This is a genomic window from Streptomyces sp. NPDC001514, assembly GCF_053597075.1.
The window spans coordinates 143,299-160,174 of record NZ_JBSFHO010000011.1; the positions used below are offsets into that span (position 1 = coordinate 143,299).

At 72.0% G+C, this 16,876-nt stretch carries 15 protein-coding genes and 1 pseudogene; 6 read left to right on the forward strand and 10 right to left on the reverse strand.

The genetic code is table 11. The features are described 5' to 3' along the window. Positions 1-7: 7 nt before the first annotated feature. From ACWCXB_RS14615 to ACWCXB_RS14625, 3 genes are all read right to left on the reverse strand, one after another. Entirely contained in the window at positions 8-1,138 is a 1,131-nt protein-coding gene (locus tag ACWCXB_RS14615) for an aminopeptidase P family protein (RefSeq protein WP_450722656.1), read from the reverse strand. A 103-nt stretch (positions 1,139-1,241) separates the two neighbouring features. Next, positions 1,242-2,219 (reverse strand): hypothetical protein, encoded by a 978-nt coding sequence (locus ACWCXB_RS14620; RefSeq protein ID WP_450722658.1) that lies wholly within the window; start codon positions 2,217-2,219, stop codon positions 1,242-1,244. Positions 2,220-2,234: 15 nt separating this feature from the next. After that, positions 2,235-3,161 (reverse strand): LysR family transcriptional regulator, encoded by a 927-nt coding sequence (locus ACWCXB_RS14625; protein WP_450722660.1) that lies wholly within the window; start codon positions 3,159-3,161, stop codon positions 2,235-2,237. A gap of 76 nt (positions 3,162-3,237) precedes the next feature. On the opposite strand from ACWCXB_RS14625, the gene ACWCXB_RS14630 reads away from it, so the two are divergent. Next, a complete protein-coding gene (locus tag ACWCXB_RS14630; protein WP_450722662.1) occupies positions 3,238-4,044 on the forward strand; it encodes a CTP synthase C-terminal region-related (seleno)protein in 807 nt (268 codons plus the stop codon). Positions 4,045-4,178: 134 nt separating this feature from the next. Here ACWCXB_RS14630 and ACWCXB_RS14635 read toward each other — a convergent pair whose 3' ends face one another. Beyond that, positions 4,179-4,649 (reverse strand): GNAT family N-acetyltransferase, encoded by a 471-nt coding sequence (locus tag ACWCXB_RS14635; protein ID WP_450722664.1) that lies wholly within the window; start codon positions 4,647-4,649, stop codon positions 4,179-4,181. 153 nt (positions 4,650-4,802) lie between these two features. On the opposite strand from ACWCXB_RS14635, the gene ACWCXB_RS14640 reads away from it, so the two are divergent. Continuing rightward, positions 4,803-5,291, forward strand: a complete 489-nt coding sequence (locus ACWCXB_RS14640) for an SAM-dependent methyltransferase (protein WP_450722666.1) — start codon at positions 4,803-4,805, stop codon at positions 5,289-5,291. Between the two features lie 95 nt (positions 5,292-5,386). On the opposite strand, the gene ACWCXB_RS14645 is transcribed toward ACWCXB_RS14640, so the two are convergent. After that, entirely contained in the window at positions 5,387-5,857 is a 471-nt protein-coding gene (locus ACWCXB_RS14645) for a GNAT family N-acetyltransferase (RefSeq protein WP_450722668.1), read from the reverse strand. 74 nt (positions 5,858-5,931) lie between these two features. Continuing rightward, entirely contained in the window at positions 5,932-6,555 is a 624-nt protein-coding gene (locus ACWCXB_RS14650; RefSeq protein WP_450722670.1) for a nucleoside/nucleotide kinase family protein, read from the reverse strand. Positions 6,556-6,636: 81 nt separating this feature from the next. On the opposite strand from ACWCXB_RS14650, the gene ACWCXB_RS14655 reads away from it, so the two are divergent. From ACWCXB_RS14655 to ACWCXB_RS14665, 3 genes are all read left to right on the forward strand, one after another. Continuing rightward, a complete protein-coding gene (locus ACWCXB_RS14655; protein ID WP_450722766.1) occupies positions 6,637-7,059 on the forward strand; it encodes a VOC family protein in 423 nt (140 codons plus the stop codon). A 252-nt stretch (positions 7,060-7,311) separates the two neighbouring features. Continuing rightward, a complete protein-coding gene (locus ACWCXB_RS14660) occupies positions 7,312-7,854 on the forward strand; it encodes a hypothetical protein (RefSeq protein WP_450722672.1) in 543 nt (180 codons plus the stop codon). 76 nt (positions 7,855-7,930) lie between these two features. Then, positions 7,931-9,499: a hypothetical protein gene (locus ACWCXB_RS14665; RefSeq protein ID WP_450722674.1), complete on the forward strand. Its 1,569-nt coding sequence runs from the start codon at positions 7,931-7,933 to the stop codon at positions 9,497-9,499. Positions 9,500-9,638: 139 nt separating this feature from the next. On the opposite strand, the gene ACWCXB_RS14670 is transcribed toward ACWCXB_RS14665, so the two are convergent. From ACWCXB_RS14670 to ACWCXB_RS14680, 3 genes are read right to left on the reverse strand one after another with little or no spacing between them, the layout of a single operon-like run. Next, positions 9,639-10,685 carry an ABC transporter ATP-binding protein gene (locus tag ACWCXB_RS14670; RefSeq protein WP_450722676.1) on the reverse strand — a complete coding sequence of 349 codons (1,047 nt, stop codon included), beginning with the start codon at positions 10,683-10,685 and terminating at the stop codon, positions 9,639-9,641. Continuing rightward, complete coding sequence (locus ACWCXB_RS14675; RefSeq protein WP_450722678.1) at positions 10,682-12,280, reverse strand: ABC transporter permease; 1,599 nt, start codon at positions 12,278-12,280, stop codon at positions 10,682-10,684. The genes ACWCXB_RS14670 and ACWCXB_RS14675 overlap by 4 nt, the downstream gene beginning before the upstream one ends. A gap of 2 nt (positions 12,281-12,282) precedes the next feature. Next, complete coding sequence (locus ACWCXB_RS14680) at positions 12,283-13,296, reverse strand: iron ABC transporter substrate-binding protein (protein WP_450722680.1); 1,014 nt, start codon at positions 13,294-13,296, stop codon at positions 12,283-12,285. Between the two features lie 312 nt (positions 13,297-13,608). On the opposite strand from ACWCXB_RS14680, the gene ACWCXB_RS14685 reads away from it, so the two are divergent. Beyond that, positions 13,609-16,332 (forward strand): AMP-binding protein, encoded by a 2,724-nt coding sequence (locus ACWCXB_RS14685; RefSeq protein ID WP_450722682.1) that lies wholly within the window; start codon positions 13,609-13,611, stop codon positions 16,330-16,332. A gap of 83 nt (positions 16,333-16,415) precedes the next feature. Here ACWCXB_RS14685 and ACWCXB_RS14690 read toward each other — a convergent pair. Beyond that, positions 16,416-16,856, reverse strand: a pseudogene (locus ACWCXB_RS14690) (ATP-binding protein); the annotation flags it as partial. Positions 16,857-16,876: the final 20 nt, after the last annotated feature.

A 16,876-nucleotide genomic window follows, 5' to 3' on the forward strand; every position in this document is an offset into this window, starting at 1 on the left:
CCCGCCCCTACTCCACGATCGCCATCTCCCGCGGCGTGTTGTTGAAGCGGCGGCCCCCCGACTCCGTGACCGTCACGATGTCCTCGATACGGACCCCGAACCGCCCCGGAAGATAGATCCCGGGCTCGACGGAGAAGCACATGCCCGGCACCAGCTCCCGCTCCTCCCCCTCGATCATGTAGGGCGGCTCGTGCGTCGTGACACCGATCCCGTGTCCGGTGCGGTGGATGAAGTACTCGCCGTATCCCGCCGCCGCGATGACCTTGCGGGCCGCCCGGTCGACGTCCTGGCAGGCGGCGCCGGGCCGTACCGCGTCGCATCCCGCCTGCTGGGCGGCGAGGACCACGTTGTGGACGTGCTGTTCCTCGGTGCTCGGCTCGCCGACGTGGACGGTACGGGTGGTGTCGGAGCCGTAGCCGTGCTTCAGGCCGCCGAAGTCGAGGACCACCATGTCGCCTTCGACGATGGTGCGGTCGCCGGCCTCGTGGTGCGGATTGGCACCGTTCGGGCCCGAGCCGACGACCGTGAAGTCGACCTGGGAGTGGCCGAAGCGGAGAAGCAGCTCGGCGAGCTCGGCCGCGATGTCGGTCTCCTTGCGGCCGGAGAAGCGGACCTTGAGGATCTCGCCGTACGCCTCGTCGGCGGCGGCGCCCGCGGCTTCGAGCCGCGCGAGCTCGGCCGCGTCCTTGACCGCACGGAGCATCGGGAGGGCCTCGGTGAGGGCCACGTAGGAGGTGTCCGGGAGCTGCTTCTGCAGGCCGAGCAGATGCATCGCCCAGGCGTTGTCGCTGACCCCGAAGCGGCCCGCTGCGTCGAGCAGGGGTGCGGTGACGCCGTACGGGTCCTTGCCGTCGGTCCAGTCGCGGAGCGTGAGCGCGGGCGCGCCCGCCGCGTGCTCGGCGTCGGGGGCCTCGAGGGTGGGCACGACGAGCACCGGGTCGCGGCCCTGGGTGAGCACGAGGAGGGTGAGCCGCTCGGTGGTCACGGGCTGGTAGCCGGTGAGGTACACCAGGTCGGGGCCGGGGGCCACGAGGAGGCCCGCGAGTCCGGCATCGGCGGCGTAGCGGGCGGCGCGGGCCATCCGGGCGCGGTAGTCGGCGGCGGTGAAGGGCGCGGGTTCGGACGTTGCGGTCGTCATGAGCTTCTCCTCGTGGGCCCTCGGGTCGGTACGGTCAGCCCGGTCAGCCGGTCGGTACGGCCGGTCCGGTCAGCCGGTCGATACGGCCGGTCCGGGCGTACGGTCAGTCCTGGTCCTCGCCGCTCTCGCCGTACCGCTCCTGGATGACCAGCCGCTCCAGCAGCTCCTGGAAGTCCTCCCCGACGACGATCCGCAGCCCCTCGCCGTCCTCGTCGCGGTCGCTGAGCTGGGTCAGCGTCCCGGCCCGCCACCAGTAGACGTACGGCGTGATGGCCCCCGGCGTGTCCGCGTAGCCGGAGGCGGCGAACGCGGCCATGCCGTTCAGGGTGGGGATGACGCTCGCGTCGCGGATGACGTGGAAGGCGACCTGGTGCCGGAAGGGCAGCGCGACGAGGGCGCCGTCGGCGGTGATGTGCTGCCCGGTGACCTGGCGGACGAGCGCGTCCAGGACCAGGACCCGGCTCGCGGTGTAGAAGGAGTCGCCGACCACCACCTCGAAGCACATGCCCCCGGCGTCCTTGATGGTCTCGTGGCCCTCTATGGGCAGCCCGCGCAGGTTGTCCATCGCGCGCTCCCGCAGCTGCGGCACCTCCCCGAGCGGTTCCAGGGCCTCGTCCGTGAGCATCATGACGCTCTCGGGGAGGTCGAGGGCGAGCACCTCGCACAGTCCCGGGGCGAGGGTCCGCGCGTAACCGAAGGTGTCCGGGTCGAGGCCTTCCGAGCCGATCACCCGGGGGTAGAGCTGGGAGCGGATCTGGTCGGGCGGGAGGGTGTCCAGTGCGGACGGGGCGTCCATGGTGCGCAGGACCATGGCGACGTGTCCGCGGATCACCTCGGGCCATACGCGCGGGCCGCGCTCGTCGTTGTGGCAGACCGCGGCGAGGTTGCCGAGCCCGAACTGCCGGCCGGCGCTGTCGGTGACGACGTCGGCGTACACGGTGACCTCGAGGCCCTGTTCGGCGAACGCCTCCCGTACCTGGCCGCGGAAGCGCGCACCCTCGGCAGTCGAGAAGTAGGAGAACTCCTCGTCCCGCGGCGCATCGTCCCTGTCACGCTTCGGCCCTCGCCGGAACAGCCCCACGTCAGCCCCCGCTCCTCATGTGTGTGCTCTGGTTTCGAGCGTACCGACCTCCCCTTCGGCCGCGCTCTTCAGGCCCAGGAGCGCTTGGACGACGGTCCGGGCCGGACCGGCCGGCATTCCGCCGTGCAGGAGCTCGATGCGGTGCACAAGACGGGGCTCGGTGAGCGGGACCGGCGTCATGCCGTCGGCGGTGCGGGCGACCGACAGCGGCAGCAGGGTCAGTCCGTGGCCGGCGGCCGCGAGGGCGAGCAGCGTACGGACGTCGGTGCCCTCGTAGCGGAGGGCGGAGCGGAATCCACCGGCGGGAGGGGCGCCGTGCGCGGCGGCGCGCAGTTGGTCGAGCGGGAGTCCGGCCGCGGGTGCGTCCAGCCAGCGGGCGTCGGCCAGGTCGCCGAGCCGCAGTCCGCGCCGGCGGGCGAGGGGGTGCCCGGCGGGGAGCAGGACGGCGAGCGGTTCCTCGGCCACTCCCGTGGCCGTGAGCGGGGCGACGTCGGGCAGCCGCAGTGGATCGCTGGGGGCGGCGAGCCCGTCGACAAGTCCCAGGTCCGCGGCGCCTGTTGCGACGACGGCGGGGATCTCCTCCCGGGGCAGGACGTGCAATGTCACGCTTGACGCGGGCAACGCGGCGAGGCCTCGGCTCGGCAGGGCGAGCGGCGATGCGGCCAGGGTCAGCTCCTGCCCGGGCTCCGCGGCCATCCGGGCGAGGTCGGCACGGGCGGCGTCGAGGCGCAGCAGCAGGGAGCCGGCGTGCTCCAGGAGCCGGGCGCCCGCGCGGGTGGGCGTGACGGGCCTCCGTACCAGGAGTGGCATCCCCAGGTCGTGCTCCAGGGCTGCGATCTGCTGCGATACCGCGGACTGGGTGTACCCGAGCTCGCGGGCGGCCTCGGAGAAGGACGCGAGGCGGGCGACGGTCACGAACGTACGGAGGAGGTGCGGATCCACGCCCATAAGCATCACTGATGGAAGGTGCAGAAACCATCGTTGGACGTGAAGGGAGCCGGTCAGCAGCATGGAGGGCATGCCAGCCAACACCGCACGGATTCCCCGGACGGCCCGAGTGGCCCGGATCGCCCTGGTCGGCGACCGATCCCCGCACGTGAAGTCCCACGCCCGCATCCCCGTACTCCTCGAAGCGCTCGCCGAGCAGGACGGTCTGCTCCTCGACGCCTACTGGATCCCGACCGAGGACGCGGAAACGGAAGCGGCGGCGTCCGTGGACGGCGCCGTCGCCGGCTTCGATGCGGTGTGGGTGCTCCCGGGCAGCCCGTACCGCAGCGAGGTGGGCGTGCTCGCCGCGATCCGCACCGCCCGCGAGCAGCGCATCCCGTTCCTCGGCACCTGCGGCGGCTTCCAGCACACCCTGCTGGAATTCGCGCGCAGCGTCTGCGGACTGCCCCGCGCCGCCCACGCCGAGAACGACCCGGACGCCTCCCCGGAGGACCTGCTGATCACGCCGCTCTCCTGCTCCCTCGTCGGCCACGAGGGCCTCGTCCGGCTCACACCGGGATCCCGGGCGGAGGCGGTACTGGGCGCGGAGAAGTCCCTGGAGCGCTACCACTGCTCGTACGGCCCCCCGCTGGGCCCCCGGCTCGACGTGCTGCGGGAGCACGGGCTGCGCTTCAGCGGTGAGGACGAGCTCGGCCAGGTCCGTATCGCCGAGCTGCCGTCCCACGACCATCCGTTCTTCCTGGCAACGCTGTTCCAGCCCGAGCTGTACGGCGACGGCACCCGCCCCCACCCGATCGTGCGGGCCCTGGCGGAGGCCGCGGTGGCGCACGCTCAGACAGCGGTGGCGCACGCTCAGACAAGTGTCAGTGGCTGCTGACACGATGCCTGAACGTCACTACTGCGGCTGCCCTGGTCGCCGCGCAATGCCCGGGACGCCGGCCCGTCGACAACCGCTCGGTTCATCGGTCGACCGATCAGGCCGCATCAGAGGCATCCGGTGCGTGTCGCGCGTCACGGACGCCAGCACAGCGAGGGGTCGGGATGGTCGACGAACCCCAGTGCACGGTAGAGCGGTTCACCGTCGGCAGAGGCGTAGAGGTCCACTCGGGAGACCTCACGTTCCCGGAACCAGTCGAGCAGGCCCTGCATGACCGCGCGACTGTGGCCGCGCCGCCGATGTGGCGGATCGGTAACCACGCCGATCACGTGTCCGATCCGGCCGTTGCGCAGGTGCGGGCCGGGCAGCCGTTGCTCGACGGTGCCGATGCCACAGGCGGCGAGGCCGCTGTCGCCGTCCACGACGAGGATCCGCACGGCGTCCGCTGTCAACTGTTCCTTCAGCACCGCGGCAAGGGTGTCCCGCCAGTCACCTTCTCCCGATGAGGGGTTGAAGAAGTCGCCCCCGAGGGTCTTGAACAGCAACGCCCGCAAGCGTACGAGCTCCGCGACGTCACCCTCCACTGCCTGGCGCACATGTGACATGTAATGAGTCTATGGCAATTCTGCCGCTTACAGAAGCCTGGTTCCAGGCGATGACGACGAATGCCTGGCAATTGGAGGCGAGGAATCAGGACCGGGAGCCCGGGTGCAAGGATGATGCGGCACCGGCGGAACATGCCTACCCGGGAGACTTGAATGGACCGAACCACTCACGATCAGCCCGACGCAGTGACCTTGCAGCCCATCGGGTGGGTGGTGAGCCCGCGGGGCGACCTCGTTGACGACAACTGGGGAGACGTCCCTGCCGTGATCCGACTCGACACGGCTCGCTACGGCGAAGAGACACTCTTTGGGCTGGAGGACTTCTCCCACCTGGAAGTGGTCTTCCACTTCCACCGCGTACCCGAGGAGAAGATCGAGACCGGCGCCAGGCATCCACGGGGCAACACCGACTGGCCGCTGGTAGGTATCTTCGCCCAGCGCGGTAAGAACCGGCCCAACCGGCTGGGGGTCTCGCGGTGCACGCTGGTCAAGGTCGACGGCACAGACATTCACGTCCTCGGCCTGGACGCAGTCGATGGAACGCCGGTGCTCGACATCAAGCCCTACCTCCGCGAGTTCGGTCCGCGTGGAGAAGTCGGACAGCCCCAGTGGTCCGTTGAATTGATGGGCGAGTACTACTGACAGCGGACATTGACCGGGCGGTCGGCGACGGGAGCGGTGGCCGGACGGAATGGCCGCCGAGATCCGCCGCCGCGACGGCAGTGCCGCACCGGGCCTCAGTCCAACTCCAGCTCGCCCACCCTCTGGTCCCCGCTCGTCTCGCCCGTCGGCAGGAACCCGAGCCCCAGGTAGAAGCCCTCGGGACCGTCCTCGCCCGGGTGCCAGGTGGTCGTCAGGCGCGTGCCGCCGCGGCGGCGGATCTCGGCGGCCACGGACTCGACCGCGAAGCGGCCGTATCCGTGGCCCTGCTCTCCGGCGGCGATGTTGAGGCGCCAGAGGCCGGAGCGGATGTCGGTGCCCTTGCCGTCGCCGGCCCAGTCGGTGTCGAAGAAGGCCATGAGGAAGCCGACGGGCCGGTCGCCGTCGAGGATGAGTCGGGGCCAGGCGATGTCGGGGTGCACGTACGCCTCGGCAAGGGACTTCACGACCGGCGCGACGAGATGCTCCTGGTCCGGGCGGACCTTCAGGCCGATCGCGGCGTCGAAGTTGTCCGGGGTGATCTTCTCGAGGCGAGGTGTGGTCGTCATGGGGAAACCATAGAAAGGTGGATCAAGCGAATTTCCGGCCGCAGCCGCGTCCGCAGCCACAGTCGTGACGAGACCTAGTCCAGCCGCACCGTCAGATGGGCCCGGTGCCGGCCGTGCGCGACGAGGCGAGCGTTGGCCTCGTCGGAGTCCCTGACCCAGCGCTCTGCGTACGGGCGGTCCTTGCCGAAGCGGACGTGCCGGTCGATGAGACGCGGCACGCGTCGTACGTCGTCCAGGTCCAGGTACCACGCCTCGTCGAGGAGGGCGCGGATCCGCGCCCAGTGCCCCTCGTCGTGCAGGAGGTAGTTGCCCTCGGTGATGACGAGCGGGACGTCCGGCGTGACGGGGATGCTGCCGGCCACCGGCTGCTCGAGGCCGCGGTCGAAGGCGGGCGCGTACACGGTCGTGCCCGCCTCCGGGGCGCGCAGCCGGGCGAGCAGGGCGGCATAGCCGGCGGCGTCGAAGGTGTCCGGCGCGCCCTTGCGGGCTGCACGGCCGAGCCGTTCCAGTTCGGCCTGGGCGAGATGGAACCCGTCCATGGGTACGAGCACGGCGCGCCCGCCCAACCGCGCCACGAGCTCCTCGGCGAGCGTCGACTTTCCGGCCCCGGGCGGCCCGGCGATGCCGAGGATGTGGCGGGCACCGGGGCGCGCGAGGTGCCGGGCGCGGTCGGTGAGCTGCTCGATCGACGGGTCCATGCCAGGCATTGTGCCCGGCACGCGGCAGCCGTCGGCGATACTGGTGCGCCCCGCACCAAGGAGCAACCGATGTCCGCGCCACTGCCCCGTATCGCCCTGATCACGCTGGTCGTGCGTGACTACGACGAGGCCATCGCCTTCTACCGGGACGCCCTCGGCTTCACCCTGGTCGAGGACACGGACCGCGGCGACGGCTCGCGCTGGGTCGTCGTCCGCCCCGGCGGGGGCAAGGACACGGATACGGATACGGATACGGATACGAGCGCGGGTACCGATCTGCTGCTCGCCCGCGCGAAGGGCGACGAGCAGCTGGCGAGCGTCGGCGCGCAGACCGGCGGCCGGGTCGGCTTCTTCCTCCACACCGACGACTTCGCCCGCGACCACGCCCGGATGACCACGGCCGGGGTGCGCTTCCTGGAGGAGCCGCGCCACGAGCCGTACGGAACGGTGGCGGTCTTCGAGGACCTGTACGGCAACCGCTGGGACCTGCTGCAGCCGGCGTAAGCCAGTCACACGGAACACCGGTCGACGCATGGATGTCCCGGCCGGAGCCTGAGCCCCGGCACACCGTCGAAACCCTCAGCGGTCTCGGCGAGTTCCAAGAGCGCGGCCACATTGCCGAGCAGGTCGCCCCGGAGTCGGACGGTCGTTCCGCCGCATGGCTGAGCTCGCTGTCCAGGGGTCGTCTCCCCGGACCACCCTGGTCAGGCGTACAGGCTGATGGAATGCGATGGGCAGCGCGGCAGGGTGAGCCGCATGCCCACTCAGAAGTACACCGCAATCGCAAGTGCCCCGACGCAGCCGCCCCGTTGGGCGGTATGGGCGGCGCATCTGACCACGCTGGTCGTTCTACCGAGCGGTCTGTGGCGTATCGCCCTGGTACTCGGCTATCCGGCCGGCTACACCCACGAGGGCTTCGCGGGCTTCCAGTCGCCGGGCGCGAAGGTCTGGATGCTGACGCTCAGTGTCGTCTGCGAGCTGCTGGCCTTCCTGACAATCGGCCTGGTGAAGCCGTGGGGCGAGGTCGTACCGGGTTGGATACCGGTCATCGGCGGCCGTGCGGTCCGCCCGATGGCTGCCGTCGTCCCTGCCGCGCTGGGCGCGATTGCCCTGACTGGACTCTGGGCCAACGTCCCCTGGTGGTGGACCTACCCGCACGAGGACATGACCGACACCGGCAACCTCGTGGTCGGCATCCTCTATCAGCCACTGTTCCTCTGGGGTCCCCTGCTCGCCGCCGTCACCGTCTCTTACCACCGGCGCCGTTCCCCGCACAGCCGCGACGTCGGCGCCGAGTGAGGACCTGCCGTCGTGGCGAACGACAGCCCCACGCTGCCGTCCCCTCACCGTCTCCGGCCGCGTAGCGTACGGGTCCATGACGGACCTCACTCTCCGGCCGCTCCACCTGCTCCGGGAGCAGCCGCGCCTCGCCGAACTCGCCGCGTTTCCCTTCGACTTCGACCTGGGGCGTGCGGAGCACGGGGAGGCGGTGCGGCTTGCGTCGGGGGCGGCGCTGGAGCCGATGGCCGGGGACGACACGGGCGGAACGTACTTCCTCTGCGGCGGCCCCGACGGACCCGTGCTGTACGCGTCGTCGGAGGGCACGGCAGGGCTGATCGGTGACAGTGTGAGCGAGGCGCTGGAGATCCTGATCGGATTGCCGGGCTGGTACGACTACGTGGGTCTGGCGCCGGACGCGGGCGAGGAGCGCATCCTCGCGGCGGTCGCAGAGCAGGAGGGCGAGATCCGTGATGCGTACGCCCCCGAACTGAATGCCCGGCGCGCCGAGCTGCGGGCCGCGCTCGGGCTCACGGAACGTTCCCCCGTCGAGCTGATCACCCGGCTGCACGCCGCGCTGCTGCGCACCGAGCCCGAGTACGTGCTGCTCAACGCCGACGAGGGCCTGGCGTACGAGCTGCTCGACCCCCATCCGCGTACTCCGCTCCGGGAGCTCGTCCTCGCGCCGGGCCGCACGGACCTGGCCAGGATGCGGGCCGACCGCGGCGCGTGGGACGAGGTGGCCGGGGACGCGGCGCGGCGGGCGACCGTGCTGCGGGCAGCCCAGTACGACCGCAAGGACGGCGATCTCCCGCTCCTGCGGCACCTGCTGGAGCGGGAGATCGCCGACACGGAACACGGTGACGAGCTGCGCCTCGCCGCAGTGCTGGTGGGCCGCCATGGACTGACCGAGGACGCCGCGCTGCTGTGCGGGGCGCCGCTGTGGCTTTCGAAGGAGCCGGACGCTCGCGCCGAGTGGGCGCGCGAGCACGACGCGAAGCATTACGGCGAGGACCTGTCCGCCGCGCCGGAGTTGACGTGGGTGACCCTGGCCCGTCTCCAGGGCCGTACCGAACACGCCCGGGTCGCCCTGATCCGGATGCTGGACGACACGGGCCCCGATGCGCCCCGGCTGAGCGGCATCGCCCGGGAGCTGGCACTGCTCGGCGACTGCGCCCAGGCCGCGCGAGCGCAGTACAACGTCACATCACTGCAGGACACGGCATGGGACCGGGCATCGGCGGGCCTCGATCTGGCCACGTACGAGAGGTGCGCCGGCAACCTCGCCGGAGCCTGCCGTGCGCTGGAGCGCGTGGTCGTCGCCCTGGAGCCGTCCCCGGCGAGCGCCCCCGGTCAGGATCACGATCCCGATCAGCTCCAGTTGGACCTCGGCATCGAGCCGCCGCCCGCCACCAAGGACCAGGACGCCGTGCCGGACTGGCGGCGACGGCGCCGGTTCGGCGGAGTGATCACCGAGGAGTACCTCCAGCTCGCTCTCGCCGCGGCGGAGTCGGGCGACGCGGCACTGGCCCGCGGGGCCATCGCCCACGGCAAGGCGCTGCTCAAGGAGATCGCCGAGCCCGGGCGCACGGCTCTTGGGCCGCTGGCCCAGGAGGCGAAGTGGGCGGTGGCGCGGCTGCCGCGTCAGCGCGGCCTCGACGTTTGACGATCCGCCCACAAGAGCTCGGACCATCGGGGCCCGCCCCGTATGCAACGCCCCCGCCGGCCGGTCGGCCACGTCAAGAAGCGGCCGCCCGCCAGGCAGTCACCCCCTCAACCGACGACACCGCCGGCCAGTCGCCCCCTCAACCGGCCGCCGGGTGGAGCGTCGCCTCTCCCGTCACGCGGATACCGGTCTGCCCGCCCGCGCCCACAGGCACCGGACCGGGGACCCGGACGTCGATCGGCCCGTCCACGCCGTCGACGGCGACGGTGACCATGGCGTCGTGGCCGTAGAAGCGGACGTCGGTCACCGTGCCCCGGACGTCCGCCGAGGCGGGGTCGGTCAGCTGGAGCTGTTCCGGACGGAGCAGCACCCGGCCCTCGCGGAGTCCGCCGGGCGGGCCCGCCAGGGCGATGCGGCCGAGGGGGGTCGTCGCTGTGCCGTTGTCCGCGGCGCCGGTGACAAGGACCGCGTCGCCGACGAACGCGGCCACCCAGGGATCGGCGGGGCGGTGGTACAGCTCCTGGGGGGCGGCGCACTGCGCCACGCGGCCGTCCCGGACGACTGCGACGAGGTCCGCCGTGGACAGGGCCTCCTGCTGGTCGTGGGTGACCAGGACGGCGGTGGCGCCGGTGGCCCGGAGGGCGGCGCGCACATCGGCGCGTACGCCGGCCCGCAGCGCGCTGTCCAGGGCGTTGAACGGCTCGTCGAGCAGGACGAGCTGGGGCTCCGGGGCCAGGGCGCGGGCGAGGGCGACGCGCTGCTGCTGTCCGCCGGAGAGTTCGTGCGGCATACGGTCTCCGTAGCCGCCGAGCCCGACCAGCTTCAGCATCTCGTCGACGCGGCGCCCGCGCCCGTCCCGGTCCAGGCCGGTCAGACCGAACGCCACGTTGCGGGCCACGCTGAGGTGCGGGAAGAGGGCACCTTCCTGGGGCACGATGCCGATACGGCGGCGCTCCGGCGGCAGATGCACGCCAGGGGCGCTGAGGGTGCGTCCACCGAGCGTGACGGTGCCCGCGTCGGCGCGCAGAAAGCCGGCGACGATGCGCAGCAGGGTGGTCTTGCCGCAGCCCGAGGGGCCGAGGACGGCGGCCAGCGAGCCGGCCGGGACGGTGAGGTCGAGTCCGTCGAGTACCGCGGCGCCGGGGCCGTATGCCTTGGCCACTCCCGTGATGTGGAGGTCGGTCATGTTCTGTGCCTTCCGAGGAGGTAGGACGGGACGGCGGCCAGAAGGATCAGTGCGGCGGCGTAGGGGGCCGCGGCGGCGTACGATCCGGCGCCGGTCTCCGTCCACAGGCGGGTGGCCAAGGTGTCCATGCCGGTGGGCCGCAGCAGCAGGGTCGCGGGCAGTTCCTTCATGCAGACCACGAAGGTCAAAGCGGCTCCGGCGGCGACACCGGGCGCGGCGAGCGGCACGGTGACCTCGCGCAGCACCCCCAGCGGTGAACGGCCGAGCGAGCGGGCGACGTCCTCCAGCACGGGCGGAGCCTGGAGGACGGCCGCCCGGGTGGCGGCCACGGCGACCGGCAGGAACAGCACCGCGTACGCACAGACCAGCAGCGGGAGTTCCTGGTAGAGCGGGCGGGCGTAGCGGACCGCGAAGAACACCAGCGCGAGGGCGACGGTGATGCCGGGCAGGGCGTGCCCCGCGTACGCGGCCTGCTCCAGCAGTTGCGCGGTCCGGCCGCGGTGGCGGGCCGCGATCACGCCGACCGGCAGGGCGAGCAGGGTGGTGAGCGCGGCGCCCGCCGCGGCCACACCCAGCGTGGTGAGCGCCGTGTCGGTGAGCAGCGCGGGCTCCCAGGTCGCCGACGAGCCGACGGCCAGCCAGTAGCCGAGCACGGCCAGCGGGAAGCCGACGGCCACGACGACGACGGTCCCGCACCAGGCGAGCGCGGGCAGCCGCAGCCGGCCGAGCGCGACGGGCACCGCCGGGCGTGCCGTGCCCGTGCCGGTCCTGGCATGTCCGGCGCGGCCCCGGGTGCGGGCCTCCGCCGCCACCAGCGCCACGGTCATGATCACGAGTACGGCGCTGAGCGCGGCGGCCGGGGTGCGGTCGAAACTCGCCCGGTACGAGGTGTAGATGCCGCGGGTAAAGGTGTCATATCGCATCAGTGACACCGCACCGAAGTCCGACAGGACGTAGAGCGCGACCAGCAGCCCGCCACCGGCGGCGGCCGGTCGCAACTGGGGGAGCGTGACGCGCAGGAACGTGCGCAGCGGGCCGTGCCCGAGCGAGCGGGACACCTCCTCCTGCGCGGGGTCGATGCCGCGCAGCGCGGCGGCGACGGGCAGGTACACGTACGGGAAGCTGACCAGGGTCATCGCCAGTGCGGCCCCGGTGAACCCGACGAGCCAGGGCGCGGCGGACAGCCAGGAGAACGCCGCAACATAGCTGGGCACTGCCAGCGGCAGCGTCACGAGTACCGACCAGGCGCGGGCGCCGGGCAGCGCCGTGCGCACGGTCAGCCAGGCCAGGGACACGCCGAGCACCAGGCAGGCCGCGACGACGACGGCGGCGAGTCCGAGGCTGCGCAGGAGGAGCAGCCCGGTCCGCTCGTCGGCGACGACGTCCAAGGCGAAGGCGGGGCCGCGCTCCAGTGCCCGTACGGCCAGGTAGCCGAGCGGCAGCACGGCGAGCGCCGCGGCCACACAGGCGGGGAGGAGCAGCGGCCAGGAGGGCCGGACCACGGCGCGCGGCCGCCCGGCGGGCGCGGGGGCGCCTGCCGGGCGGGACGGGCGGGTGTCGTGACGCGTCCGGACGGGGGATTCCGGTGTGGTCACGGTCAGACCATTCCGACGTCCTGGAGCATGGCCAGTGTCGCCTTCAACGAGTCGAGTTGGCCCAGGTCGATCTTCGGCGGCTGGAGGGAGTCCAGCGGCGGCACGCCTTCGGCCTGCTTGACGCCCGCGGCCAGCGGGTACTCCTTGGTCTCCTCGGCGAAGTAGCGCTGCGACTCGGCGGACAGCAGGAAGTCGGCGGCCTTCTGTGCGTACGCGCTCTGCTGCTTGTCGGCACCCTTCATCAGGCCCACCCCGGCGACGTTGACCAGGCCGCCCGGGTCGCCCTTGGGCAGGTAGTGCACCTTGGCCTTGAGCTTGTCCGCTCCCTTCTCGGCCGCCTTCTCGTACCAGTAGTAGTGGTTGAGCAGGCCGAGGGACACCTCGCCGGAGTCGACGGCGTCGAGGACGTTGAGGTTGCTCTCGTACGCCTTCGGCTTGTTGGCCTTCAGGCCCTCCAGCCAGGCGCGGGTGGCGTCGTCACCCTCCAGGACGCGCATGCCGGTGACGAACGCCTGGAAGGAGGCGTTGGTCGGGTTGTAGCCGATCTTGCCCTTCCACTCGGGCTTCACCAGGTCGTGCACGCTGTCCGGGGGCGTGGTCACCTTCTCGGAGTTGTACGCGATGACGCGGACGCGCCCGCTGACGCCGACCCAGTCACCGGCGGCGCTGCGGTAGGTCGGTGCGACCTTGTCGAGAGTCGTCTGCGGCAGCGGCGCGAGCCGGCCCTCCTCGGACAACGCGCCGAGCGCGCCCGCGTCCTGCGACAGGAAGAGGCCCGCCTCGGTCTTGTCGCCCTCCTCGAGGAGCTGTGCCGAGAGTTCGGCGCTGTCGCCGTAGCGGACCTCGACGGTGGTGCCGAGGTGCTCCTCCAGCTTCTCGATGAGGGGCCCGACGAGGTTCTCGTTCCGGCCGGAGTAGATGACGAGCCCGGCCGGCTCGTCGCTGCAGCCGGCGAGGGCAGGCAGGAACAGGGCTGCCGCGGCGGCGGCGAGACTGCGGGCCAACAGGCGTCGCATGAGGGTGAAGCCTTCCTGACGTGCTCACCGCCGTCACGCGGGGCGATGCCGCGTGGGGCGCGACCGGTGCCGGGGAGAGAACCAATGAATCAGAGCATTGGTAAGGTAAACCTCACCTAAGAGTCAATAGGGTCATCGGTAACGGCTTGGACACAGGGAGCGAGGCGCGGACGATCCACCAGGCCCTCCGGCCTCATCACCCTTACAGGCCATGGCAGTTGACGGACGCCGGGAAATTCCCCGTCCCCGCCGCCTCGGCGAACGACGACCCACCCCCTTCCCGATAAGGGAAGGCTTACCTACGATGCGCCCGTGACGCTCCACCCCGCACCGCCCGTCGGCGGCAGAACGCTGCTCCTCGCCCATCGCCTCGCGACGCATGGCGACCGCACCGCCCTCATCACCGCCGACGGCGAGATCTCCTACCGCGAGCTCGCCGCTCGGGTCGCCGACGCCGCGCTGCGCCTGGGCACCGAGCGGCGGCTCGTGCTGCTGCCCGGCGCCAACACCGCCGAGGCCCTGATCGTCCATCTGGCCGCGCTGTCGATGGGACATCCCTTGCTCCTCGTCCCCGGCGACCACCCGGAGGCCGTGGAGTCGCTGACCGCGGCATACGACCCCGATGTCGTCGTACGGCCGGCGCCCGGAGCGTGGGAGATCGAGGAGCGGCGCGCGGTCTCCACCCACGACCTGCACCCGGACCTCGCCCTGCTGCTCAGCACGTCCGGTTCGACCGGGTCGCCGAAGCTGGTCCGGCTCTCGCACGACAACCTCCAGTCGAACGCCGAGGCGATCGCCACGTATCTCGGCATCCGCGACACCGACCGGGCCGCGACGACCCTGCCGATGCACTACTGCTACGGACTCTCCGTCGTCCACAGCCATCTGCTGCGCGGCGCGGGCCTCGTCCTCACCGGGCTGTCGGTGGCGGACTCCTGCTTCTGGGACCTCTTCCGCCGGGCTCGCGGCACCTCCCTCGCCGGCGTCCCGTACACCTTCGACCTGCTCGACCGGGTCGGCTTCGCCGACATGGACCTGCCGCATCTGCGGTACGTGACCCAGGCCGGCGGCCGGCTGGCGCCCGACCGTGTGGCGCGCTTCGCCGCACTGGGCGAACGCCGCGGGTGGGACCTGTTCGTCATGTACGGCCAGACCGAGGCGACCGCCCGCATGGCCTATCTGCCGCCCGATCTCGCGGCCGCGCACCCCGCGTCGATCGGCGTGCCGGTCCCCGGCGGCTCGTTCCGCCTCGAACCGGTCGAGGACCACCCCGGCGCGGACACCGGGGAGCTTGTGTACTCCGGGCCGAACGTCATGCTGGGCTACGCCCGCACCCCGGACGACCTCTCGCTCGGCCGGACCGTCGACGAACTGCGCACCGGTGACATCGCACGGCGCACCCCCGAGGGGCTGTACGAGATCGTCGGGCGCCGCAGCCGGTTCGTGAAGATCCTCGGCCTGCGGATCGACCCGCAGCGCGTCGAGGCGATGCTCGAACGGCACGGGGTCGCGGCTCTGTGCACCGGCGACGACGACGCCCTCGCCGTCGCGGTCGTCGCGTCGGGCGACACGGGCGACACGGGCGACTCGCGCGACCCCGGCGCCTTCGACGAACGGCGCATACGACGGCTGGTCGCGGACGAGTGCGGCCTGCCGACAGGCGCAGTCCACGTCCAGGTCGTGGACGAGCTGCCCCGCCTGCCCACCGGCAAGCCCGACTACCGGGCGGTACTCGCGCTCGCCCACCACCCCGACTGCGACGGCATCCCGAACACCCCCTCCACCGGCGACGCCGCTGAGGCCCTGTGCGAGCTGTACGCGCAGATCCTCGACCGGACGGACGTGACGGAGGACAGCACCTTCGTCGGCCTCGGGGGCGACTCGCTGTCGTACGTGGAGATGTCCATCCACCTGGAGGACCGGCTCGGCCATCTGCCGCACGACTGGCACACGACGTCGATCCGCGATCTGGTGAGGCCGCCCGAGCAGAAGCCCCCCTCCGCACGGTCCCGCTCCCGGTCCTCCCGTTCCCGAAGACGCACGCTGGAGACCGGCGTCGCCCTGCGCGCCGCCGCGATCTTCTGCGTCGTCGGCTCGCACATCGGCGTCTTCACGATCAGGGGCGGAGCCCATCTGCTGCTCGCGGTCGCCGGGTACAACTTCGCCCGCTTCCACCTCACCGACGCCGGACGGCGCGAACGCTTCCGCCGCGTCCGCCGCAGCATCACCCGCATCGCCCTGCCCAGCATGGCCTGGATCGGTTTCGCCCTCCTCATCAGCGACGACTACACGTGGGACAACCTCTTCCTCCTGCACAACGCCCTGAGGCCGCAGGACATGGGGTCGGGCATCCACACCTGGTTCATCGAGGCCCTGGTCTACATCCTGATCGCCGTCGTCGCCGTCCTCTGCGTCCCCGCCGTGGACCGGGCCGAGCGGCGCTTCCCGTACGGCCTTCCCGTGGCGCTCGCGGGCCTCGGCCTGCTCACCCGTTACGAACTCGTCGGCCTCCCGCAGCGCTCCCAGATGACGGACGCGGTCACCGTCTTCTGGCTGTTCGCGCTCGGCTGGGCGGCGGCGAAGTCCCGCACGGTGCCGCAGCGGCTGCTGGTCACGGCGGCCGCGATCGCCACCGTGCCGGGGTTCTTCCCCGGCGAGCCCTGGCGCGAGGCGATCGTCGTCGCCGGGTTCACGCTGCTGGTGTGGGTGCCCACGCTCCCCAGCCGGGAGCGCGTCAACCAGGTCGCCGGTCTCATGGCGACCAGCTCGATGTACATCTATCTGACGCACTGGCAGATCTACCCGCTCATCGACGGGCTCTCGAAGCACCTGGCCCTGCTCGTCTCGCTGGTCTTCGGCATCGCCTACGGGACCGCGGTGGTACGGCTGATGCGGGGCCTACCGCTCTTGCCTGCGCGGACTTCCCTGTCCTCGCTGAGGTCCCTGTCCTTCCTGTCCTCGCTGGCCTTCGCGCCGTCTCCCACGCCGCCGCGGGAGCCGGCCTCCGCGCCGGCCCCGCGGCGCGCGGTCGACTGACGGGTGGCGCCCGGTCCTCGGAGGGGCGTGTCCAGCCCCTGCCCTCCTGCCTCAGGACCGGAACGGGGGAACAGGCCCTGGCACGGCAGGTCCAGTTCCGCGCGGACCGTCTTCCCGACGGGTACGCGGTCGAGCACCGTCCACCGGTCGGCGAGCGCGGCCACGAGCACCAGCCCCCGGCCGCTCTCCGAGCCCGGAGACGGCAGGGCGACCTCCCCGGGCCCCGGCGGACGGCGCTCGCCGCGGGTGTCCGAGACCTCGATGCGGACGGTTCCGGGAGTGCGGGCGATCCGCAGCTCGAAGTCCCGGCCCGGTACGCGGCCGTGGGTCACGGCGTTCGCCGCCAGCTCGGCGACGAGCACGGCGAGGATGTCGGAGGCCTCGGTCCCGTGCGGGATGCCCCAGCTGTCCAGCTGATGGAGCGCGAGATGCCGGGCGAGCCGCGCGCCGCGCGGGGTCGAGCTGAATCGCTGCGTGAACACACGTACGGTCACCGGCGGTTGATGAGTGATGGGGGACGTCATGGCCCCAATGTGGCCTGTGC